Origin of the sequence: Labrenzia sp. OB1 (genome assembly GCF_001624695.1) — a bacterium.
Lineage (GTDB): Bacteria > Pseudomonadota > Alphaproteobacteria > Rhizobiales > Stappiaceae > Roseibium.
The window spans coordinates 1-22,013 of the sequence record NZ_JSEP01000025.1; the positions used below are offsets into that span (position 1 = coordinate 1).

The following is a 22,013-nucleotide window of genomic DNA, read 5'->3' on the forward strand; positions in this document are numbered from 1 at the left end:
TTCAAGTGGATCAAGCAGAACCTGAAGATCCGGCATTTCCTCGGAACGTCCGAGAATGCCGTACGCATCCAGATCTTCATCGCCTTGATCGCCTATATCCTGCTGAGAGCCGCTCAGGCGACCCAGACCGCAGTCAAGCAACCACTCGCCTTCGCACGCCTTGTTCGCCTCAACCTCATGCATCGACGCACAATCAACGCACTAAACACTCACAAACCACCACCGGAAACAGACACAAGGCAGATGACCCTAAACCTTAATCCAATTTAAACCGGACAGCAGTGGGCTTGACCATGGCATGACGAGGAAGAAATGTTCTTCCGGGAACCGTGGCAGAACGGGCGGTTGCTCCTGCCTCGTCGCGGACGAGCGAAGCGAGAGTGATCGGGTCAGCTTCGGCCGTGGTGTGCATGCCAGTGCCAGGCGATGTCGATCCGCCGCGCGACCCACACGTCCTCATGTCCCATGACATAATCGAGGAAACGGGCAAGTGCGGCCGCACGGCCCGGTCGCCCTATCAGACGGCAATGCAGGCCGACATTCAGCATCTTCGGCGCGCCGTCCACCCCTTCGGCGTAGAGGGTGTCGAAGGAATCCTTGAGATAGGTGAAGAACTGGTCCCCGGAATTGAACCCCTGGATGGCGGCAAAACGCATGTCGTTGCTATCGAGCGTATAGGGAATCACGAGATGATCGCCGTTCGGGCCATCCACCCAGTATGGCAAATCATCCGCGTAGCTGTCGGAATCATAGAGAAAACCGCCCTCCTCCATGACCAGATCGCGGGTCTGCATGGAACATCGGCCGGTGTACCAGCCAAGTGGCCTGGCTCCGGTCACCTCTTCATGGAGGCGGATCGCTTCCAGTAGCTGGCGGCGCTCCTCCTCCTCGGCCATATCGGCGTATTCGATCCATTTCAACCCATGGGAGGCGATTTCCCAGTCGGCTTCCTTCATGGCCTCAACCACATCGGGATTGCGCTTCAGCGCAGTCGCCACCCCATAGACCGTGACCGGCAGGGAGCGCTGGGTGAACATGCGCCAGACCCGCCAGAAACCGGCCCGCGAGCCGTATTCGTAGATCGATTCCATGTTCCAGTGACGCTTGCCGGGCCATGGTTGCGCCCCGACGATTTCCGAGAGGAACGCTTCGGACCCAGGGTCACCGTGCAGGATGTTGTTTTCGCCGCCTTCTTCGTAGTTCAGCACGAACTGAACCGCGATTTTCGCTCCCCCGGGCCATTGCGGATCCGGTGGTGTCCGGCCGTATCCGATCATGTCGCGCGGATAAGAATCGCTCATTTTTCACTCCAGGCAGTCTTTCGCTGCCGACAAAAGAGCGCATCCGGTCAAGCCGTGCAAGCATGCAGACAATCCTCCTTGGCAAAAATGCCGGTAAGTAAAATTTTACAGGAGCTGTTACCGGGACTTTAGAAGCTGCAACGCTATGAATCGCCTGGCAAACAAGGAGAACGTCATGACCGAAAGGCCCGAAGAGATGAAGCTCTCATCTGCAGGACTGCTGCTTCTTCTCGCGGCTGCCGCCATGACGCTGTTCGCCGATTTCGACCCGCGCCAGACGAACGGCGCGAAAGCGAATGTCGTCTACAGGACGCTGGCGGACTAAGTTTTATCGGCCGCGGCGGCCACCCGCGACGACAGGCAGTGTCTTGAGATCGCTTTTCACAGGCATCCGCCCGTATCTCAGCGGTGGTGCGCCCCCTGTGTCGCTTTCGCCAAGCAGCATGATGGCTGATCCGATGACGACGGATCCGAGCGTAATTACCAGCGCAACCGCCAACATGACGACAGGCAGAACCGGGTCTTCGGAATTGAGCACCAGCACGCGCAAATTGCCGATGTTCGACCAAAATATGCCGCTCAGAACCAGTCCGGCGACAGCAACACCGGCGATACCGTTGATCGCCAATAACCTGAACAGAGGATCGCGTGGCAATTTCAGCCGGCCTGCATTCCTGCCAATCCTGTTCATCCAGCTCACTCCCGATGCTGCAATTGCGTAAAGAAGTATCTTCACCCTAACGCCCGCCTTGCACCTTCAACAAGCTGTCAAAAGCAGCGATCAGGCTCAAATCGGTTTGGGCCGACGGATTTTATTTTCCAAACATGCAAAAATTGTGCGGCGCACTCTTGAATGAAGCGATGAAGACATATATTTGTCCGATATATCGGTCCGGTATATGTGACTTTTGACATGCCTGCCAATCGTCACCGTCCCTGCCATTCCCTCAATTGGGGAAGACCGTCAATCCGGGAGCAAGCTCCCGGTCGCGGAGAAGTCAATGAGCGTACGCAGCTTATGTCTTGCGATCCTGTCTTTCGGGGATGCCACCGGATATGAAATCCGCAAGGAGTCCACGGAAGGGCGGTTCAGCTATTTCGAAGACGCAAGTTTCGGGTCGATCTACCCGGCCCTGGCACGCCTTGAATCGGAAGGGCTGGTGACCGTGCGCGAGGAACCCCAGGCCGGCAAACCCGCGCGGAAAGTCTACTCGATCACCGAGGCCGGGCGAGCGGAGTTCACAAGCTCACTTTGCGAGCCCCAGGCACGGGACACCTTCAAATCGCCGTTTCTGCTTATCGCCCTGAATGCGGCGCAGCTTCCGCCGGATGTCGTCCGTCGCGCGCTGGAGCGCCGCAAAGCCCAGGTGCAGGAGGAATTGCGCCTGTTGACGGACACACACGAGGACACGGCCTGCCCGCACCCCGGCTCCGGATGGACACGGAACTACGGCATTGCCTGCATGAATTTCACTCTCGCCCACCTGGAAGAACATGGTGAGGCCCTTATCAAAATTGCTGAAGACGCGGCCAAGCCACTTGCGGCAGCTGCGGAGTAAGCCTGAAGTTTCGGAGACAAGACATAATGCGTGTGAAATTATCCTACATCCTGGCGACCGGACTTGCGGCAGGCATCGGTTTTTGGATGTACACCGGCACAGTGGTAATCGGCGGAGTGGGCGAAGGCGAAAATGCGGCGCCGACACCGGCTATGCGCGTCAGCCAGGCAACCAGCGCCCCTTTCCGTGTTCAGGTTCAGGAACTGATCGCACAAGACCGTCAGGCAGTTCTGGAAGTTCGCGGACGAACGGAAGCCGAGGCGAAGGTCGCCGTGCGGACAGTGACCACCGACACCGTGATCGAGCGCCCGGCCCGTGAGGGCAGCCGTGTGTCTGCGGGCGATATTCTATGTGTCCTTGACCGGGGAACCCGCGAGGCAAGCGTTCTGGAAGCCAAGGCCGTGCTTGCCCAGGCGAAACTCGATCACGATGCCGCCACGCAGTTGAACAGCAAAGGCTTCACCGCCGAAAATCGTGTTGCCGCCGTCGTCGCTCAGCGCGACGCTGCCCGGGCCCGCCTCAAGGAGGCTGAGCTCGAACTCCAGCGCACCGTGATAATATCCCCGATCGACGGCGTTATCGAAAGCCCGATGGCGGAAGTCGGAGCGCACCTCGAAACAGGCGATATCTGCGCGACCGTGATCAATTCCGATCCAATGATCGCCATCGGGCAGGTATCCGAACTGGAAATCAGCCACGTCTCCGAAGGCATGCCGGCGACGGTCAAACTGGTGACCGGAGAATCGCTCGATGGCAAGGTGCGCTACATCTCGCCATCGGCCAATCCCGACACAAAGACGTTTCGCATCGAGATTGAATTGCCGAACGCTGACGGCAGGGCCCGGGACGGAGTCACCGCCGTCACAATGCTGACGCTGCCGGCTGAAAAGGCACATCTGATCTCACCCGCAATTCTGACGCTCAACGATGCGGGACAAGTTGGAATTCGCGGCGTGGACGAAAACAACAAAACCATCTTTTATCCAGTCAAGGTATTGGGCGGCGACCAGGACGGCATGTGGATCGGCGGACTGCCGGACAAAGTGACCGCCATCACCGTTGGGCAGGAATACGTCTCGGACGGACAGATTGTGGAACCGGTTCTTCAGACCGCAGAGGTCAGCAAATGATAGACTTGCTCGAAGGCGTTCTTCGCCGCCCAAAGACTGTTTTCGTTATGATGCTGGCGCTGATCATCGCCGGCACCGCGACCTATATTTCCATTCCGAAGGAAGCAAGTCCGGATATCGACCTGCCGATCTTCTACATCTCCGTCACCCAGCAGGGCATCTCGCCGGAGGATTCCGAGCGTCTGCTGGTACGGCCGATGGAAACGGAGTTGCGCGGTCTGGACGGCCTGAAGGAAATCACCGCGATCGCGTCGGAAAGCCACGCGGGCATCGTCCTTGAATTCGACATCTCGTTCAACAAGGACGAGGCGCTGGCGGACGTACGCGACAAGGTCGATCAGGCGAAAAGCAACCTGCCGGAGGAAGCCGAAGAGCCGACGATCACCGAGATGAACTTCGCGCTGGCGCCGACAATGATCATCGCCCTTTCGGGAAATGTTCCCGAGCGCACGCTCTATCAGCATGCCCGCAGGCTCAAGGATGAAGTCGAGGCGATCGATTCCGTGCGGTCGGCCGATCTCACCGGCCACCGGGAAGAGCTGCTGGAAGTTCTGATAGATACCCAGAAGCTGGAATCCTATTCGATCACCCAGCAGGAACTGCTCAATACGCTGCAGCTCAACAACCAGCTGGTTCCGGCCGGTTTCATCGATGGCGGCAAGGGCCGGTTCAACGTCAAGGTTCCCGGTCTCGTCGAAACCGCCGAAGATGTTTACACCCTGCCCTTGAAACAGAGTGGCGAAGGTGTCGTCACCCTGGCAGATGTTGCCGAAATCCGCCGTACTTTCAAGGATGCGAACGCCTATACGCGCGTCAACGGCAATCCCGCGATCTCCCTTCAGGTCGTCAAGCGCATCGGCACGAACATCATCGAGAACAACACTGCCGTGCGGGAAGTCGTCGAAAAGGCATCGGAGGACTGGCCGGAGACGATCCGTGTCGACCTGATGCTCGACCAGTCGAACAACATCTTCGAAGTGCTCGGCTCGCTGCAGTCCTCGATCCTCACCGCGATCTTCCTGGTGATGGTCCTGGTTCTGGCGGCGCTCGGATTGCGATCCGCGCTGCTTGTCGGCCTGGCGATCCCGACCTCCTTCATGGTCGGCTTCCTCATCCTCGGCGGCATCGGCCAGACGGTCAACAACATGGTCATGTTCGGCCTCGTGCTGACGGTTGGCCTGCTCGTCGATGGCGCGATCGTGATGACCGAATATGCCGACCGGAAGATCCAGGAAGGCATGGAGGACCGGGAGGCCTATATCCGGGCCGCGAAGCTGATGTTCTGGCCGATCGTGTCCTCGACCGCGACGACACTGGTGGCCTTCCTGCCAATGCTGTTGTGGCCGGGTGTCGCCGGCGAGTTCATGAGCTATCTGCCGATCATGGTGATCATCGTCCTGACCGCGTCGCTGTTCACAGCGATGGTGTTCCTGCCGGTGACCGGCGGCATACTGGCCCAGGTATCGCACTGGATGAGCCGCCATGCCACTGCGCTGCTGGCCCTGACCATTGCATTGCTCTTCGCTCTCGCGGTGATCTCAGGCCCGTTCGTGCCACTCGTCCTGTCCGGGTTCGTTTCAGCGGGCCTGATCCTGCCCCTGAAAATCGTGCTTGGCGTTCTGGCCTTTGTCCTGATCGGCTATTTCTCCTACCGCATCCTGCGTCCGTTCGTTCTCTGGTCGCAGGCCCGCGCGGCCAAACGCGCCGAACTGGACAGAATTGAAGCAGCCAAGCTCTCTGGGTCGGAAGCCTTCGACGTCAAGAATGTCCGCGGGTTCACCGGCATCTATGTCCGGGTTCTGAAGCTTTTTGCCGGCAATCCCGTCGGCAACATAGCCGCGCTTCTTCTGCTGCTTGTCAGTTGCACCGCAATCATCGGCGCCTTCGTGGCCAATCCCACCGGTGTTCAGTTCTTCATCGACGAAGAACCGGAACAGGCCGTGGTGCTGGTTTCGGGACGGGGCAACATGTCGGCGGGCGAGGCGCGCGATCTGGTCGTCCAGGTGGAAGACCGGATCATGACGATACCCGGCATTGAGAACGTCATCACCAATGCGTTCCCTCCGGGAGGCTCTTCCGGCGGCCCGGCCGTCGGTGACGTCCAGGACAAGCCTGCCGACGTCATGGGTGAAATCAACATCGAGCTTGCCGATTTCTGCTGCCGGCGTGTGGCGAAGGAAATCTTCGCCGACATCCGCACCCAGACCGCGGATATCCCCGGCATCAAGGTTGAAACCCGCAAGATCGAAGGTGGTCCGCCGACCGGCAAGGATATCCAGCTTGAAGTCAAATCGACCGACTATGACGACATGGTCGCGGCGGTTGCCAGGATCCGGGACCACATCAATGGCGAGGACGTCCTGATGGACCAGGAGGACGACCGTCCCCTGCCCGGCATCGAATGGCAGATTTCCATCGACCGGGAACAGGCCGGCCGTTACCAGGCCCATATCGCCTCTGTCGGCAACATGGTCCAGCTTGTCACCAACGGTGTCCTGATCGGGACCTACCGTCCGGGCGACAGCGAGGATGAGGTCGATATCCGCGTCCGGCTGCCGGAAGACGAACGCAGTATCGGCCGCTTCGACCAGTTGCGCCTGCAGACCAGTCTCGGCCTGGTGCCTATGGCGAATTTCGTCAGCCGCGTACCGGCGCCGAAGGTCTCGGAAATCGTTCGCCGGGACGGGCTCTATTCGATGATGGTGAAAGCCACCGTCAACCCGGAATCCGGATCGAACCCGACAGAACAGGTCGCGGCCTTCCAGACGTGGCTGGACGGTCAGCAATGGCCGGACAACGTTTATCTGAAGTTCCGCGGCGCGGACGAGGACCAGCAGGAATCGGGCGAGTTCCTGATGAAGGCGATGGTGGCCTCGCTGTTCCTGATGTTCCTGATTCTGCTGACCCAATTCAACTCGTTCTATCAGACCTTCCTGACTCTCTCGACGGTGATCCTGTCGGTCTTCGGTGTGCTGCTGGGGATGCTTGTCACCAACCAGCCCTTCTCGATCATCATGACCGGGACCGGGGTGGTCGCGCTGGCGGGGATCGTGGTGAACAACGCCATCGTTCTGATCGACACCTACAACCGGTTCATTGAAGACGGGCTGCCACCGCTGGACGCGATCCTGAAAACATCCGCCCAGCGAATCCGGCCGATCCTGCTGACCACGATCACCACCATCGCGGGTCTCATCCCGATGGCGACCATGGTCAACTTCGACTTCTTCAACCAGGTGATCGCCTATGGCGGCATTACAGCGGTGTGGTGGGTGCAATTGGCGACGGCGGTCATCTCCGGCCTCGCCTTCTCGACCCTGCTGACGCTTCTGATGATCCCCGTGATGATCGCAGCGCCGAGTGTGTGGTCCAATCTGTTCGCGACCATCATCGCCTTCTTCCAGCGCAAGCTGGGCTACACGATGCTGCCGGCGACAGGCGGAGCACATGTCGATACGCTGGAGGAGAACAATGACAGGGTTGCCGCGACGGTGGTCACGCTGCCGAAACCGGCCTCCCCCAAGCTTCCCCCGCAAGAGGACCTGCCGCACGCAGCGGAGTGAAGCCCCCAAAAGAACACAGGAGGGCCGCCGGCATCCGGCGGCCCTTTTTGTTGAAAAGCTGTGTTCTCACCGTAGTCCTCACGGTGACGCGACGCGTGAACCGGGACCGGCGCCACAAGTCCTTTTTGTTCGAGTGATCTTTTCTACCGGCAGACATCGCCTTTCCAATCCCCGATCCGCTCTGCGTCCGGGACAGCGCGCGGCTGTTTGCATGCGAACTGAACGAATGGTTTTCAGTCCTGCGGAAGCCCCGCACTTGAAAAAAGATCCGACCACCCATATAGTTGCGCAATACAACTATATGGGTTTTAAAAATGACCACAGCCTCTCCCGCCCTTGTGAAGGACGTCCGTGCCGCTTCCCGGAAGCTGGTCCGGGAATTCGGCTTTCTCGACAAGACTATCGCCGGAACCAACCTTTCCGGTTCGGGCGTTCACGCCATCATGGAAATCGGACTTCATCCTGGCATCACGGCCAAAGAGCTCGCGGCCAGGCTGAAACTGGAAAAATCCACCATCAGCCGGCTGCTGAAAACTCTCGAAAAGCGGGACGAGATTGAATTGACCCGGTCGGAGACAGATCGCCGGGCCTTCGGTTTGAACCTGACGGCGGAAGGCAAGAAGACCTTCCGGACAGTCGATCAGTTTGGTGAGCGGCTGGCACGCGGCGCTCTTTCAAGGGTAAGGGGGATGACCGCGGAAACCGTGGCAGAAAGCCTCTCCGCCTATGCCGATGCACTGCCATCGCCGGAAGAGGCAACGGACGCATTGCCACCCTCCCTTGAAATCGTGGAAGGCTATCAGACCGGCATGATCGGTGACATCGCGGCGATGCATGCCCGCACCCACGGACCGATCGTCGGCATGGGACCAGCCTTTGAAAGCCTTGTCTCACAAGCCATGGCCGAGTTCATGCCGCGTGTCGGCAATCCGGCGAACAACAGCTGGAGCGTTGTCGAGGACGGGCAGATCATCGGGTCGATTACCATTGATGGTGAAGACCTTGCCGGCAACATCGCCCATCTGCGCTGGTTCATCCTGTCCGAGCGCCTGCGCGGCAAGGGGCTGGGCAAGGCCCTCCTCCTGAAAGCTCTGACCCATTGCGACAGCCTCGGGTTCGATGAGGTCCATCTCTGGACCCTGAAGGGTCTCGATGCCGCCCGCGGCCTGTACGAGAAACACGGTTTCGTGCTTGCCGAAGAATATGTCGGTGACCAATGGGGCAAGCACGTCAGTGAGCAGATGTTTGTCCTTAAGCGCCCCTGACAAACTTCGCTTATCCTAATCTATCCAAAGCGTGCGTTCCTGCCATGGCGGCGGTACGACCAACCGGCCGGTCCCGGGAACTTTACTCCCGTCCAGATTCAGAAATTGCCACGCCGCGGCCCAGTCTTCAGGGATTTCATAAGGGGGCGCAATCGGGCACCGGGGCATGAAACCGAAGCGCCCGTAGTATTCCGGATCGCCCAGAACAAGCACCTGCACCGTCTGCCAGGCTGCCAGATGCTCCAACCCGGCCCGGACCAGACGGCTGCCGATGCCCTGCTTGCGGACGGAGCGCGCGCTGCAAAGCGGTCCAAGCAATGCGAGCGTGTGACCGCCCGGTTCGACGGTACATCTGGTGTAGATCACATGACCGACAATATCATCGCCCGAAACCGCCACCAGCGACAGGACACCGTCCCGCGCCCGCAGCAACTGACGGACCAGTGGAACCAGATCCTCCTCCGGAAACGCCGACCTGTAGAGAGTTTCGATAGATTGAATGTCGGCTTCCGTGCTCGGGCGCAGGTCTGTTTCTTCGGTCACGACTGAAGCTCCTCAGGGCGTCTGCCTTGTATTGCCGGGCCCGGTTGCCAGGGCAAGCGGATATCCGTCTCCGGGCGGGAGGCGGGATTCCCCCCCCGCCCACCGGTCGCGTTTCATCCTTTGCAGATAGAGTTGCCACCGTCGCACACCATAGCCGATCCTGTGACAAAGGAGGCTGCGTCGGAGAGCAGAAACTCGGCGGCCCGCGCAATTTCATCAGGCTCCGCCATCCGCTTGAGCACGTGCAGTCCCGCGACATAGTCATGAAACGCAGGGTCGTCGCCAGCCATCTCCGTTTTGGTCCCCCCCGGCAACAAGGCGTTCACGCGGATGTTGTCTGTTCCGTGTTCCACTGCAAGTACCTGGGTCAGACCGATCAGGCCGGCCTTCGCCGCCGCATAGGCGGCCATCCCCGGCAGACCGATGGTGTGACCGACAAAGGAGGAAGTGAAGACGATCGATCCGGCTCCGCGGGCTTTCATTGCGGGAATCTGATACTTTGCCGCCAGAAAGGCGCTGGTGAGATTTGTCGTGACGACCTCGTTCCAGGAGTCCAGGGTCATTTGCGGAACAGGGCCCATGTCGCCCAGCATCCCGGCGTTGTTGAAGGCCGCATCCAGGCCGCCAAAGGCCTCTTCGGCGGCCCTGACGGAGTTTTCCGAGAAATCCGGGTCCGCGACATCGCCTGCGAAAACGCAAATCCGTCCGGCCGCCTCCGGCAACGCCTCCCTCACCTCTTCCAGCTTGTTCTGGCGTCGGGCCGCAAGTACGAGGTTGGCGCCTTTGCCGGCAAACAGCCGCGCTGCGGCTGCACCGATGCCGCTGCTGGCGCCCGTGATCAGAACAGTTTTTCCGGTTAACATGTATTTGGCTCCTCAAGATTTCGAGGGCCTTTAAATGAACGGCAACCCGGTGCCTGGAAACCCGAAACGCGAGCGCCCGGGCATCCTGAACATCGAGCTACCCGCCGTGATCCTTGTCCCGGTCTCCGAGATTGTCGAGATCGGTGTCGCATTCGTCGCCATCGTCATCCAGGACCATGGAGGCATCGGCAAGAACCAGGTTGCGGTGCGCCCGCCAGGAGAACGGAATGCTCAGCAGATACAGCACCGACCCTCCGGCCAGCATCCGGAACGGGTAGCTGACGACAAGCGCCACGACCAATACGGCGAAAACAAACAGCGGCAAGACGAAGTCCCTCCGCACACGGGTGCCGAACGACTTGCCGGAATAGGTCGGCAGACGGCTGATCAGCAGGAAGGCGATGGCGATCGTATAGAACGCTACAAAGGCTTCGTCGGCGAACCAGTGTGGAAACAGCCCGAGAAAGTCGAGGTAGAGCGGCAACAGCACCGTCAAAGCTCCCGCCGGTGCGGGCACACCTGTAAAGAAATTATGTGCCCAGGCCGGTTTTTGTGGATCTTCAAGTGCCACATTGAAGCGGGCAAGGCGGAGAGCTGCGGAAATAGCGAAAATCAGTGCCGCAATCCAGCCGAGCGAACCGGCGTCCTTCAGGATCCACAGATACAGCATCAGCGCCGGAGTGACGCCGAAATTGACGAAATCGGCGAGCGAATCCAGCTCCGCACCGAAACGGGACGTCCCTTTCATGTACCGCGCAACCCGACCGTCCACACCATCGAGAACCGCCGCAAGGAGGATCGCACCGACGGCGAAGTCCCAGAACCCTTCATACGCCATGCGCACAGCCGTCAGGCCGGAACACAGGGCCAGCAACGTGACCAGGTTCGGGATGATCAACCGCATGGGCACGCGGCGGAATCTCGGTTGCCGCCGTGGTTGCGCCACCTTGGGTTCGGGAGACTCAGTCACAATGCCCGCTCCTCAGCTGACACGGGTCAGAGGCTGCGAGGGAGCTTGCGGCTGCGCCAGATCGGCAAGGACCGTCTCACCGGCAATCATGGTCTGGCCGAAGGCCACCTTCGGCACAGTCCCCACCGGGAAGTAGACATCCAGCCTGGAGCCGAACCGGATCAGGCCGAAACGGTCCCCTGTCGAGATAGATTCCCCTTCGCGCACGAAACAGACAATCCGCCGGGCGACCAGACCGGCGATCTGAACCACCCCAATCTGCGTATCGCCTGCCTCGATCACCAGACCGTTACGCTCGTTGTCCTCGCTCGCCTTGTCGAGATCGGCATTGAGAAACTTGCCGGCGCGATAGGCCACACGGGTGATCCTGCCTCCGAACGGCGCACGGTTCACATGGCAGTTGAACACATTCATGAAGATCGAAACCCGCATAAGCGGTTCGTTGCCGAGCTCCAGCTCTGCCGGCGGCCTCGTAAGGCCCACATGGCTGACAACCCCGTCGGCCGGGGAAATCACCAGACTCTCGCCAACGGGGGTCACCCGCTTGGGGTCGCGGAAAAAGTAACAAATCCAGCCAGTGAAAATGAGCCCTATCCAGAACAGGGGGTCGATGAACCAGCCGATGACCAGCGTCGCGACGAGCGCGATCGCGATAAAGGGCCAGCCCTCCCGGTGAATCGGGACCATGGCCTTGGAGACTGAATCTACAATCGACATTGTCACTTTCCGCTTTCAGAACAGGCGCGTTTCAGCTCGTCAAATGCACCAGTTGCGTCTTTTTTTCTCCCCTCGCTTCTAGAGGCTTTTGGAGCGGAAGAGAACAGGCATTGCGGAATTTCAAGCGCTTTTCAAAGCACTTTGCCCGGATGTGCCGGTGGCGGCCTTCCGGTAGTCGGTTTCCCAGTAAGCCGGACGGCCGAATTTCGAGATCAGGAAGTCGACGAAGGTGGTGATCTTGGGTGGAATGAACCTGGTCGGCGGATAGGCGGCATAGATGTTGCCGGTACGGGTAATCGGATAATCCTCCAGCAGTTCCACCAACCGGCCGTCGCGCAGGTCCTCCCAGACATGCGCCAGAGACTTGACCGTCAATCCGAGACCGTAAATCGCCGCATCATAGGCGAAATCGCCATTGTCTCCCGAGATCACCGGGGATTCGGCCTGATAGGCAATCTCGCCATCCGGGCCGTTGAAGTACCACACGGGCATGGAATCGAAGCCGATGCAATCGTGGGTGCGCAGGTCGTCCAGTGTCTGCGGCGTCCCCTTGCGGGCAAGATAGTCTGGGCTGGCGCATAAAACGCGCCGGTTGCCGCCGAGCTTGCGGGCGATAAGGCTGGAATCGGGCATCGGGCCGCCGCGAATACCCAGGTCGTATCCCGCCTCCAGAAGATCGACCATCCGGTCCGTCATGTCGACCTGAAGATGGAGATCCGGATAGAGCTCCCGGTATTCAGCAAGGTGAGGCAGGATGTGCTTGCGGCCGAAGAAGACATTGGACGATATCCGCAGAGTGCCGCGGGGCGTGTCCTCAGCTGCATCGATCAGTGCCTGGGCCTGGTCCATTTCGCGCACGGCGGAACTGGCATGACGCAGGAACACTTCGCCAGCTTCCGTCAGCCGTGTACGCCGGGTGGTCCTGGAAACAAGCTGGGCTCCCAGGTTCTTTTCCAGCGTGGTGAGCCGGCTGCTGGCAGCGGAAGCCGACAGGCCGATTTCACGCCCGGCGGCGGACAGGCTGCCGAGTTCCGCGACACGTTTGAAGAATTTCAGGTCATCAAGGCGCATTATCCGAAACTTTCGAAAGATGTCTTTCAAATTAGCCCAATTCTTCGAGGAAACGCAACATGCGATAAACTCCGCACCGACACGGAGAACCAAGCTGATGATGCACACAGGAGACGAATACGAGGCCCGCGCCCGAAGCGCCAGGCATGCCGAACTGAGAGCATTGGTCCGGGCAGTGTCCGGAATTCTGTTCCGTCCGCGGCCCGCGCACGATTCAGGCTGCCCTGCCTCTTTCGGGGGCAATACATGCGCCAACGACCAGATGCCCCGAAAAGACCGGGCGGCGTAGCCGCCCTACAGACCCCGCAGTCTCAGTTTTCCGGCACGTAGTCCGCTGTCTGACCACGCGTGACGATGCCAAGTTCGTCGTTTTCCCGTGCCGCCCGCAGCCGCTCCTCGGCTTCGTCCGCCTCACGCTGACGCGCCCACATGGAGGTATAGAGCCCGCCGCCGTCCAGCAGTTCCGTATGGGTTCCGCGCTCGGCGATCCGGCCGGCTTCCAGGACGATGATCTGATCCGCGTTGACCACCGTCGACAGCCGGTGGGCGATGACCAGGGTCGTACGGTTCTGTGAAACCTCGTCCAGCGCGGACTGGATTTCCCGTTCAGTGTGGGTATCGAGCGCGGATGTCGCCTCATCGAGGATCAGGATCGGCGGCGATTTGAGGATCGTACGGGCAATGGCCACGCGCTGTTTCTCGCCGCCGGAGAGTTTCAGGCCGCGTTCGCCGACTTCCGATGCATAGCCCTTCGGCAGTTTTTCGATGAAATCGTGGATTTGCGCCATACGCGCCGCGTCCCGGACCTCCTCTTCACTCGCGTCCGGACGGCCGTAGCGGATGTTGTAGGCGATGGTGTCGTTGAAGAGCACCGTGTCCTGCGGCACCATGCCGATGGCGTGGCGCACGCTTTCCTGGGTGACATCGCGCAAGTCCTGCCCGTCGATCTCCACCGCTCCTCCGGTCACGTCATAAAAGCGGAACAGCAGCCGGGAAATCGTCGACTTGCCTGCTCCGGAAGGGCCGACAATCGCGATTGTCCTTCCGGCCGGCACCTCAAAGTCGATCCCCTTGAGGATAGGCCTGTCAGGATCGTAGTGAAAGCGGACGTCCTTGAAGGTGATCGTGCCCTCGACCGCCTTGAGAGGAACGGCGTCCGGCTTGTCGCAGATTTCCGTGGGAACCAGCAGCAGATCGAACATGGCTTCCATATCCGCGAGCCCTTGCCGGATCTCCCGGTAAAGGAAGCCGATGAAATGCAGGGGAATGGAGATCTGCATCAGCAGCGCATTGATGAGGACGAAATCGCCGATATCCTGTTCGCCCGACAGAACCGCCTGGGCGGACAACGCCATGCAGGCGGCCATGCCTAAGCCGAGAATCACCGACTGACCGAAGTTGAGCCACGCGAGCGATGTCCAGGTTTTGGTTGCCGCGCTCTCGTAGTTCGCCATGGTTTCATCGAAGCGCTGCGCTTCCATCTTCTCATTGCCGAAATACTTGACGGTCTCGAAATTCAACAGGCTATCGATGGCCTTAGAGTTGGCGTCCGTGTCGCTGTCATTCATCTCACGCCGGATTTCGATGCGCCAGTTGGAGCATTTGATCGTGAACCAGACATAAGCAACGATCATCACAGCCACGATGGTGACGTAGAAAAATCCGAACTGATACCAGATCACCCCGGCCATCAGCGCGAATTCCAGAACGGTGGGGATGCCGTTCAGAATTGTGAAGCGGACAATGGATTCAATACCCTTGACGCCGCGCTCGATGACCCGGCTGAGCCCACCGGTTCGTCGGGCAAGATGAAAACGAAGCGACAGTTCGTGCAGATGGCGGAAAGTCAGGTATGCGAGCTGGCGCACGGCGTGCTGCCCGACCCGGGCAAACAGCGCATCGCGAAGCTGGTTGAAGGCGACAGCCAGAATGCGGGCGGCATTATAGGCCAGAACAAGCATGACCGGCGCGACGAGGAAAGCCGGCAGGTTGGGCGTGCCCTCCCCTGTCAGCGCATCGGTTGCCCAGGCGAAGAAATAGGGTGAGAGCACCGTGACGAATTTTGCGATGACCAGCGCAAAGATTGCCATCAGGACGCGGTTCTTCAGGTCCGGACGCTGGGAGGGCCAGATGTAGGGCCACAGGTTGGCAAGCGTCGTCAGTGTGCTGCCTTCATCGGCGTTCACTGCCTTGACCCGGGCCTGTTTCGGCTGGCTGCCTGATGCCGCGTCAGATGGCTCTCGCGGCGAGGTGGCTGATGGATCTGTCAAATAAAATCTCCGGGCTGCCGAGGCAGCCTGTAACTCTCTATTTTGTGGTGGGAACAGACGGTTCGTCTGATTGAAGACCGGACGTTTCAAAGGAATTGAGGCGGGACCAGAAATCGTTTGAACTCTGTTCAGCCTGACGCAGCTTCTCCCGATTCAAGAGATAGTGGCAATTGCGTCCACGGGTATCGCAGGACAGAAGACCAGCTTCCTTGAGCACTTGCAGATGCTGGGAAACTGTCGATTGGGCGAGCGGAAGATGGCTCACGATTTCCCCGCAACAGGCATCGTTCTGCCTGGCAAGCTGCCTGACAATCGCAAGACGCGCAGGGTGTCCCAGAGCGCGGAAAATGGCGGCGAGATCCTCGCAACTCGACATTTCCTCCCTCGGTGTTGCGCCTTTCGTGTCCGACGGCGATCCCGCCCCGCTCATTTTTCAGCTCCCTGGAAGAAATCCGCGTCAGCCGCTTTGACGCAATGGCGAGCGACAGCCGGCATGCCGGGTTTCAAGGTTGAACCGGGCTGCCCGCGTCCGGTGAGCCGCGCGCAGGAAACCCGATAGATCTTATCGGTGATATGCGATGGATTATCCCCAAGACAAGGGGGGGAGATCAAAAAGGACAGAAAGCCGGGTGCGGTTTCCTGTCCTTTTTTGCTTGAAAAGCCCGAACTGAACTCAGCCGTTGTCGGCTGGTGCCTTTGGCCAGTTCAGATCCCCTTCCGGTGTCAGGAAAACCTGTCCTGGATAGATAAGATCAGGATTGCGGATCTGATCCTGGTTGGCCTGATAGATTGTGGAGTAGCGAAAACCGTCGCCATAAAGACGACGGGAAATCCGCCAGAGGTTGTCGCCCTTGCGGATGATGACCACCGGCAGCGATTTGCGCACGTCAGCCTTCTGGTCACCGCTGCCGCCGCTGACGCCGGTCGCGACGACCTTGGTGAGAACGATCTGCTGGTCCTGTTCTTTTTCAAAGGTCACAGCCGCGCGGGCGTCCACCGAATTACCGTCGTCTCCGATCAGATCGGCACGGACTTCCACATTACCTTCGGCAACGTTCTTGGTTCCCTGCACCAGCCATTTTCCAGTGGAATCGATCTTGGCTTCACCCTGAAAATCATCGCCGACATAGACCCGGACCGAGGATCCGGGTTCGCCGGTGCCGGCGATGTAAACCTTGTCGGTTTCCGACTCGACCGCCTCAACCGTGACAGTCGGAGCCCCAACACCGGCCGATCCGCTGTCTGCGGTTGCAGCGGGCGGCTGGGAGGTTTGGCTTTCGGCGGTCTCAAGGGAGCTCTTCGAGGCGGCGGGGTTCTCCTGAGATGCCTCGGCAACCGTTTCCTGTTCCGCCGTCCCGGCAGCCGGTTCATCGGACGCCGTTGCCACGGCAACATCCGTTCCCGGGCCGTCGTCATCCGATACCGGTTCGGGAGTTGCCACCGCGGTACTCTCTTGACCCGGGAGAGCGGGTTTGTTCTCCGCCGCGGCCGGTTCGGCGGACGCGACGACTGTTTCAGATGCGCCGATTTCCGCCGCGTCCGGTTTCGCCGTGACTTCGGCCACCTGCTCTTCGCTTGCTGCGGGAGCCCCTTCTGTCTGTGCAACATCCTGCGCTGCATCGGGAATTTGAAGAATGTCGGACGGCCCTTCCGGCGAGTTCAGGACAACGAGCGGCTGTTGGTTGCCGCCTTCTGCAAAGGACACCGCGACACGCTGTTCGGATTGCGCGATGGCCTGGCCCTTCTCGTCATGGATTTCCAGACCGACGTCGTAATCGCCCGGTTTCAGCGGTTCGTCGAGAATGATGGTCCACTCTCCCGCTTCGTTGGCGATGCTCTTGCCGACGACTATGCCATTGGCGGTCAGCGCAACTATCGCACCGGCCTCGGAGCGACCGGCAACGACCGTTTCGCCCGTGGGTTCGACACCGACCACGTCAAAGCTCGGCACTGTCGCGGAAGCCGTCTCAACGGCCTGACCCTGGGGGTCTGCCACCGCTGACTGGCCACTCTGTTCGTCGAGGGGCTGAGCATCCGAGGCAGCCGCCTGATCCTGCGGCTTGTTGTCGGTCACGGCTTGCGTGGAAGCGGTCTCGGCGGGCGTCTGGAACGGCAACCGGCCGGTCTCGTGATAGATATAGCCTGTCACCGCCGCTGCGGCGGCGGGCACCGCTACGATCAAACTCCAGATCAGTGTCTGCTTGTTCATTGCTCATCCCATCAGAAAGGCGGAAGGATTCTCCGAAGCCTTTCTGAAACTGTCCCCTTCAGTGCGGAGCGGCGGTTGCGCCGTCGCATAATTCCATCAGGTTTCATGCATAGCCGCCTTTTACAGGCGCGGCAAGAAATCCTGCTTGAGAGCCAAGGACCTTCGAACAGAAGGCTTGACGTCTCACCCGTCACGATGCCACATCTTTTAGTCATGAATACGGTCACTCAAAGTCAGCTCAAAAGCGTGTGTGTATATTGCGGATCCAGCTTCGGCTCGGATCCCTCACATGAGGCGGCGGCAACCCGGCTGGGTCAACTCATAGCCGAATCAGGTCTGCGCCTGGTGTATGGCGGCGGATCTGTTGGCCTGATGGGGACGGTCGCCAATGCAGCGCTGGAATCGGGCGGAGACGTCACGGGCATCATTCCACACTTCCTGGAAAAGCGGGAAGTCATGCTGGAATCCCTAGACGACCTGATCGTCACCAAGGACATGCACGAGCGCAAGCATCTGATGTTTCAGAAGTCGGACGCCTTTATCGCCTTGCCCGGCGGCATCGGCACGCTTGAGGAAGCTGTTGAAATGATGACCTGGGCACAGCTCGGCCAGCATCGCAAGCCGGTCGCGCTGGCCAATATCAACGGTTTCTGGTCACCGCTGCTGGAACTTCTCGATCACATGCGGGCGCAGGGCTATATCCGGCCTGAAACCGAAGTACCCTATCTGGTTGCCAATCAGTTGGACGATATCCTGCCAATGCTGCGCCGGTCTCTCTCAGGCGCTCCCCGGGAGGTTTCCGAAGAAATGCTCTCCGTGTCGGAACTCTAGCGGCTCCTCACGCTGCTTGTTTATTGGTGACGGACCGGCTTTTGCGGTAACGCCGCCAGCTGTCCCAGGTGAAAACCACCAGTGCGGCCCAGATCATGACGAAGCCGATCAGCCCGGTTTGATCCAGCGGCTCCCCCCAGACATAGACAGCCATCAGGAAATGGATGGACGGTGCGAGATACTGCATCAGCCCAAGCATGAAGAGCGGCACCCGGCGGGCGGCCGAGGAAAAGAAGATCAGCGGCAGAGCCGTGACAATGCCTGTTCCCGCGAGCGCCGCCAGAACCGGCAGATCGTTGAGAATGAGCGCGTCCACGCCCCAGCTCAGGTTCAACAGAATATAAAATGCCGCCAGGGGAAACAGCAGCAGTGTTTCGACGAACAGGCCGGGCGTTGCCTTGACGGGTGTAACTTTCCGGATGTAGCCGTACCCGGCGAAGGAAAACGCCAGGACAAGCGACACCCACGGCAACCCGCCCGCCAGCACAGCCTGCAGGAGCACAGCCAGCACCGCGATCGAAATCGCGACGGCCTGCCCGCGAGACAGTTTTTCGTGCAGAACCACAAGCCCCACCAGAATGCTCACCAGCGGATTGATGAAATATCCGAGCGAAATGTCGAGAACCTGGTTGTTGGAGATCGCCCAGACGAACACCAGCCAATTCACCGCGATAAGGGTGGCGGATGCACTCAGGGCCATAAGCACCTTCGGCTCTCGAAAGACCCCGCGCACTTCCGGCCAGCGGCCGCGCAGGTAAAGATACAGCCCGACGAACAGCACCGACCACAGGATACGGTGAGAGACGACGATATCGGCCGGCACCGTCTCCGTCAGCTTGTAGTAGGCCGGAAAGAAGCCCCACATGCCATAAGCTGCGAGGCCGAACAGGAGACCCTGACGCAAATCGGCCTGCGCGTCGGTGTCGGACACCGTCTGCGGCATGAAATGTCCCTTTCTGGATAAACCCGCCGTCATCCGATTTCGAACGCGGCGTGGCTGACCGGATGTCAGTCGGGCGTGCTGTCTCGCGGCGGCCGATATGAAACTGTTTCCGGCTGACCCGTATCAGCTGGCGTTCGCTTTCAGAAGCGCAAAAGTGATGGAGTCCACCAGCGCCTGGAAGGACGCATCGACGATGTTGGAGGAAACCCCGATAGTGAACCACCGGCGATGGGTTTTCGTGTCGTGGCTTTCGATCAGCACGCGCGTTACCGCGCCGGTGCCGCCATTGAGGATACGCACCTTGTAGTCGATCAGTTCCAGACCTTCTATGGCAGACTGGTATTTGCCGAGGTCCTTGCGCAAGGCCATGTCGAGCGCGTTGACAGGGCCGTTGCCTTCAGCGACCGACATGCGGACCTCGCCGTCGACATCGACCTTCACCACGGCTTCCGAAACGGTGAGCAGATCTCCGATGGCATTGAACCGGCGCTCCACCATCACGCGGAAGGAATTGACTTCAAAGAAGCGCGGTACATCGCCGAGTTCCTTGCGGGCAAGCAATTCGAACGAGGCATCGGCGGCCTCATAGGCATAGCCTTCCGTCTCGCGTTCCTTGACCTTCGCCAAAAGCCGGTCCAGGCGCGGATCTGACTTTTCAACCTCGATGCCCACCCGGTTGAGTTCACCGATCAGATTGCTCTTGCCCGCCTGATCGGAGACGAGCACGCGGCGCTGATTGCCGACGCTTCCCGGTGTGACATGCTCATAGGTCTGAGGATCCTTCAGGATCGCGGAGGCATGAATTCCGGCCTTGGTGGTAAAGGCGGTTTCGCCGACATAGGGTGCCTGTCTGGCGGGAGACCGGTTCAGGACTTCATCGAACGCATGCGAGATCGCGGTGATTTCCCTGAGCTGGTCGTCACTGACACCGATCTCGAAGCGGTCCGCGAAGGAGGACTTCAGCTTGAGGGTCGGAATCAGCGTGATCAGGTTGGCGTTGCCGCAACGTTCGCCGAGACCGTTCAGGGTCCCCTGGATCTGCCGGACACCGGCGTCGACAGCCGCCAGCGAGTTGGCGACCGCGTGACCGGTGTCGTCATGGGTGTGAATGCCGAGATGCGAGCCGGGAACGACGTCCTGAACCTTTGTGACGATGTCGAAGATCTCGTCCGGCAAGGTGCCGCCATTGGTATCGCACAGGACGACCCAGCGGGCGCCTGCCTGATAGGCGGCGCGCACGCAGTCGAGCGCATAGTCCGGATTGGCCTTGTAACCGTCGAAGAAATGCTCGCAATCGATCATCGCCTCCTTGCCGGCGGCAACCGTGGCGGCAACCGTGTCCGCGATGGAGTCCAGATTTTCCTCGTTGCTGCAACCCAGCGCGACGCGGACGTGATAATCCCACGCCTTGGCCACGAAACAGCAGGCGTCCGAGCTGCTGGACAGGATCTCCTGCAGACCGGGGTCGTTGGCTGCCGAACGCCCGGCCCGCTTGGTCATGCCGAAGGCTGTAAAGATTGCATTTTCCGTCCGTTTCCGGCTGAAAAACTCTGTATCGGTCGGATTGGCGCCAGGGTATCCGCCCTCGACATAATCGACCCCCAACCGCTCCAGCAGCTCGGCGACGACGATCTTTTCATTGACCGAAAAATCCACGCCACTGGTCTGCGCGCCGTCGCGCAGCGTCGTGTCGAATAGATAGAGACGTTCCTTGGTCATTGACGTTTCCTGCCCGGGCCGCGCAGCATCAGCGCAAAAGCGCAATGCGACCGGTCCTTTTTGTCTTGTTATCCGTTGTCCGTTTCGCCGGGCTGAACCGGCGTCCAGGTGTCCGTGTCGTGATCGGGATGCTGGTTCGAGACGATTGAAGCCAGAAAGGCCAGCGCCTCGAAATCGTCTTCGGTCGTGCGCGCCGAGATGTCTGCCATGTGGTCGGTATAGGGAAGCTTGCCTTCCACACCATACTGGATGACGGGCGCGATGGCGTTCGGCTCGTCAAAAGCCCCAATCGCGAGCGCAATTCCATCCGGCGCTTCATAGGTCAGCGGCGTACCGCACTCCGGGCAGAAGCCGCGAGCAACCACATTGGAGCTCTGAAACCGCTTCGGCTCGGCCCGCGTCCAGACAAGGTCTGTCTCCCTGGCTACACTGACCAGGGGCGCGTAAAAGCCGCCGAATGCCTTCTGGCACATGCGGCAATGGCAGATCGATGCCTTGCCGAGAGTTCCCGAAACCCGGAACCGGACAGCACCGCATTGGCACCCGCCTGTGTGAACGTCACTCATGTCGCTTCGCAGCTCCAGTTTTCCGTTTCATGGTCGGGATGTTGCCGGTTCGTTGCCGCCACATCGCCGATGCCGCCCGGCAGATCGTCCCGATTGGAGTGCGTTTCGCTCAGGGTGAACAATTCGGCATAGAACGGCACCCGCCCCTCGACCCCGGACTGTTCGACCGGGATCACGGCCGCAACCTCGTCAAGGCTGCCATGGGTGAAGGCGATATAGTCGTCTCCGACCGTCTCGAAGGCGAGCGGCGTGCCGCAATTCCCGCAAAACCCGCGCCGGACCGGTTTTGAGGAATGGAACCAGGAGGGTTCTCCGCGGGTCCATTGAAAATCTTCTTTCGCCGCTCCGATCAGTGGCAGAAAGAAATTTCCCGACGCCTTCTGGCACATGCGGCAATGACACAGATGCGGGTAGCCGACCTCCCCCGTCACCCGGTAGCGCACGGCACCGCATTGGCAGCCACCGGAAAGATCCATTGCTTCACTCGCCATCA

At 59.9% G+C, this 22,013-nt stretch carries 20 protein-coding genes and 1 pseudogene; 7 read left to right on the forward strand and 14 right to left on the reverse strand.

Features of this window, described 5'->3' with window-relative positions:
* Positions 1–270 (forward strand): annotated as a pseudogene (locus tag OA90_RS29100) (IS4 family transposase); the annotation flags it as partial.
* Positions 271–389: 119 nt separating this feature from the next.
* Here the strand turns inward: OA90_RS29100 and puuE are convergent.
* Positions 390–1,301, reverse strand: a complete 912-nt coding sequence (puuE, locus tag OA90_RS23645; RefSeq protein ID WP_068418575.1) for an allantoinase PuuE — start codon at positions 1,299–1,301, stop codon at positions 390–392.
* A 175-nt stretch (positions 1,302–1,476) separates the two neighbouring features.
* Here puuE and OA90_RS23650 point away from each other — a divergent pair, with 175 nt between their 5' ends.
* Positions 1,477–1,626, forward strand: coding sequence for a hypothetical protein (locus OA90_RS23650; RefSeq protein ID WP_156510613.1), 150 nt, complete (start codon positions 1,477–1,479; stop codon positions 1,624–1,626).
* A gap of 3 nt (positions 1,627–1,629) precedes the next feature.
* On the opposite strand, the gene OA90_RS23655 is transcribed toward OA90_RS23650, so the two are convergent.
* On the reverse strand, positions 1,630–1,992 hold the full coding sequence (locus OA90_RS23655) for a hypothetical protein (protein WP_068418748.1): 363 nt from the start codon (positions 1,990–1,992) through the stop codon (positions 1,630–1,632).
* A 310-nt stretch (positions 1,993–2,302) separates the two neighbouring features.
* Here OA90_RS23655 and OA90_RS23660 point away from each other — a divergent pair, with 310 nt between their 5' ends.
* The 4 genes from OA90_RS23660 to OA90_RS23675 all read left to right on the forward strand — a co-directional run bounded on the left by OA90_RS23660 (position 2,303) and on the right by OA90_RS23675 (position 8,818).
* Positions 2,303–2,860 carry a PadR family transcriptional regulator gene (locus tag OA90_RS23660; RefSeq protein ID WP_068418582.1) on the forward strand — a complete coding sequence of 186 codons (558 nt, stop codon included), beginning with the start codon at positions 2,303–2,305 and terminating at the stop codon, positions 2,858–2,860.
* Positions 2,861–2,886: 26 nt separating this feature from the next.
* Complete coding sequence (locus OA90_RS23665; RefSeq protein WP_068418585.1) at positions 2,887–3,990, forward strand: efflux RND transporter periplasmic adaptor subunit; 1,104 nt, start codon at positions 2,887–2,889, stop codon at positions 3,988–3,990.
* The gene (locus OA90_RS29625) at positions 3,987–7,553 is read left to right on the forward strand and encodes an efflux RND transporter permease subunit (RefSeq protein ID WP_068418588.1); all 3,567 of its coding nucleotides are present in this window, start codon (positions 3,987–3,989) and stop codon (positions 7,551–7,553) included. The genes OA90_RS23665 and OA90_RS29625 overlap by 4 nt, the downstream gene beginning before the upstream one ends.
* Before the next feature lie 314 nt (positions 7,554–7,867).
* The gene (locus OA90_RS23675) at positions 7,868–8,818 is read left to right on the forward strand and encodes a bifunctional helix-turn-helix transcriptional regulator/GNAT family N-acetyltransferase (RefSeq protein WP_068418591.1); all 951 of its coding nucleotides are present in this window, start codon (positions 7,868–7,870) and stop codon (positions 8,816–8,818) included.
* Positions 8,819–8,833: 15 nt separating this feature from the next.
* Here OA90_RS23675 and OA90_RS23680 read toward each other — a convergent pair whose 3' ends face one another.
* The 8 genes from OA90_RS23680 to OA90_RS23715 form a co-directional block, all read right to left on the reverse strand.
* A complete protein-coding gene (locus tag OA90_RS23680) occupies positions 8,834–9,361 on the reverse strand; it encodes an N-acetyltransferase (RefSeq protein WP_068418596.1) in 528 nt (175 codons plus the stop codon).
* A 113-nt stretch (positions 9,362–9,474) separates the two neighbouring features.
* Positions 9,475–10,224, reverse strand: a complete 750-nt coding sequence (locus OA90_RS23685; protein WP_068418599.1) for an SDR family oxidoreductase — start codon at positions 10,222–10,224, stop codon at positions 9,475–9,477.
* 97 nt (positions 10,225–10,321) lie between these two features.
* Positions 10,322–11,194 carry a phosphatidylcholine/phosphatidylserine synthase gene (locus OA90_RS23690; RefSeq protein WP_244274703.1) on the reverse strand — a complete coding sequence of 291 codons (873 nt, stop codon included), beginning with the start codon at positions 11,192–11,194 and terminating at the stop codon, positions 10,322–10,324.
* A gap of 12 nt (positions 11,195–11,206) precedes the next feature.
* Positions 11,207–11,911: a phosphatidylserine decarboxylase gene (locus tag OA90_RS23695; RefSeq protein ID WP_068418605.1), complete on the reverse strand. Its 705-nt coding sequence runs from the start codon at positions 11,909–11,911 to the stop codon at positions 11,207–11,209.
* A gap of 120 nt (positions 11,912–12,031) precedes the next feature.
* Entirely contained in the window at positions 12,032–12,982 is a 951-nt protein-coding gene (locus OA90_RS23700; protein ID WP_068418609.1) for a LysR family transcriptional regulator, read from the reverse strand.
* A gap of 311 nt (positions 12,983–13,293) precedes the next feature.
* A complete protein-coding gene (locus OA90_RS23705; protein WP_279625831.1) occupies positions 13,294–15,168 on the reverse strand; it encodes an ABC transporter ATP-binding protein/permease in 1,875 nt (624 codons plus the stop codon).
* Positions 15,169–15,289: 121 nt separating this feature from the next.
* Positions 15,290–15,682: a metalloregulator ArsR/SmtB family transcription factor gene (locus OA90_RS23710; RefSeq protein ID WP_068418615.1), complete on the reverse strand. Its 393-nt coding sequence runs from the start codon at positions 15,680–15,682 to the stop codon at positions 15,290–15,292.
* Positions 15,683–15,925: 243 nt separating this feature from the next.
* Positions 15,926–17,461: a LysM peptidoglycan-binding domain-containing protein gene (locus OA90_RS23715; protein WP_068418619.1), complete on the reverse strand. Its 1,536-nt coding sequence runs from the start codon at positions 17,459–17,461 to the stop codon at positions 15,926–15,928.
* Positions 17,462–17,674: 213 nt separating this feature from the next.
* On the opposite strand from OA90_RS23715, the gene OA90_RS23720 reads away from it, so the two are divergent.
* A complete protein-coding gene (locus OA90_RS23720) occupies positions 17,675–18,292 on the forward strand; it encodes a TIGR00730 family Rossman fold protein (protein WP_068418622.1) in 618 nt (205 codons plus the stop codon).
* Between the two features lie 7 nt (positions 18,293–18,299).
* Here the strand turns inward: OA90_RS23720 and rarD are convergent, their stop codons facing one another.
* From rarD to OA90_RS23740, 4 genes are all read right to left on the reverse strand, one after another.
* Positions 18,300–19,235: an EamA family transporter RarD gene (rarD, locus tag OA90_RS23725; protein ID WP_068418625.1), complete on the reverse strand. Its 936-nt coding sequence runs from the start codon at positions 19,233–19,235 to the stop codon at positions 18,300–18,302.
* Positions 19,236–19,358: 123 nt separating this feature from the next.
* Positions 19,359–20,954: a citramalate synthase gene (gene cimA / locus OA90_RS23730; protein ID WP_068418628.1), complete on the reverse strand. Its 1,596-nt coding sequence runs from the start codon at positions 20,952–20,954 to the stop codon at positions 19,359–19,361.
* A gap of 68 nt (positions 20,955–21,022) precedes the next feature.
* Positions 21,023–21,520 carry a GFA family protein gene (locus tag OA90_RS23735; protein WP_068418632.1) on the reverse strand — a complete coding sequence of 166 codons (498 nt, stop codon included), beginning with the start codon at positions 21,518–21,520 and terminating at the stop codon, positions 21,023–21,025.
* Positions 21,517–22,011: a GFA family protein gene (locus OA90_RS23740; protein WP_068418635.1), complete on the reverse strand. Its 495-nt coding sequence runs from the start codon at positions 22,009–22,011 to the stop codon at positions 21,517–21,519. Before OA90_RS23740 ends, OA90_RS23735 begins: the two co-directional genes overlap by 4 nt.
* Positions 22,012–22,013: the final 2 nt, after the last annotated feature.